This is a genomic window from Vibrio sp. 704 (genome assembly GCF_033339295.1).
Window position 1 is genome coordinate 1 of sequence record NZ_JAWOUH010000142.1, and the last position, 1,003, is coordinate 1,003.

General features: G+C 50.0%; 2 protein-coding genes. Both read left to right on the forward strand.

The window, feature by feature from the left end:
- On the forward strand, window positions 1-480 hold a 480-nt coding region (locus R7R24_RS25030; protein WP_318119805.1), incomplete at its 5' end, for a spondin domain-containing protein.
- 9 nt (window positions 481-489) lie between these two features.
- On the forward strand, window positions 490-1,003 hold a 514-nt coding region (locus tag R7R24_RS25035), incomplete at its 3' end, for a spondin domain-containing protein (RefSeq protein WP_318119807.1).

A 1,003-nucleotide genomic window follows, 5' to 3' on the forward strand; every position in this document is an offset into this window, starting at 1 on the left:
ATGGCTGAAGGTGGGGATATTTCTGGATTATCGACCGTGATTGGCAACGCAGGCGGTGCAGTTGTAGAAAACCCTGCGGGCGGTATTCTCAATCCGGGCGCTGCGACCACGTTTACTTTGGATAGTGGCGATCACGGTTACCTCTCACTTAGCGCGATGTTATTGCCAACCAATGATGGTTTTGTCGGTTTAGACAGTTGGAAAATTCCAACCGAAGTGGGCACTTACAAAGCGACCTTGAACAGTTACGACGCGGGCACTGAAGCGAACGATGAGTTAGCGTCCAGCATTCCTAATCCTCCTTTTATTACCTTCGGTAGCGGTGGTACTGGCGTAGAAACGGCGGTGAGCAACGACAAGGTTCACATTCATCCGGGTAATTTGGGTGACAGCGATCCAGCTGGTGGCAAGAGTGATCTCGATAGCAGTCATCATCGTTGGTTAAACCCAGTCGCAACCATCACAATTGTTGTGAAGTAAGGAGGAGGTATGAAATACAAAATCTTACTGGTAGCTGCCTCTGTCGGAGTGCTCGCTGGTTGTCCGAATGATGACGATAATGATTTCGCGAAGTCATACCGATATACGGTGAATGTCGAGAACTTAACGGCGAATCAACCGATGTCTCCGCTGGCGGTGCTGACTCACAATAGCAATTTTCAGCTATTCGAAATTGGTCAAAGTGCGTCGGTTGAGTTAGAACACTTAGCCGAGGGCGGCAGCAATGCCGAGCTGATTGCTCTGATGAACAGTGACGACAACGTCTACCAAGGAGTCTCTGGCAACGGTTTGCTGCTGCCAGGCTCATCGGACGAAGTCACCATCACGGTCAATCCTCATCGTTATGGCTATTTGTCGCTGGCTTCGATGCTTGTGAACACTAATGATGCCTTTGTTGGCGAAACGGGATTATCGCTCAAGTCACTCGCAGTGGGTGAGAGTTACGAGATGAACATGAACGTGGGGGATTCTGGCACAGAGCTTAATGACGACTTGGCGGCCA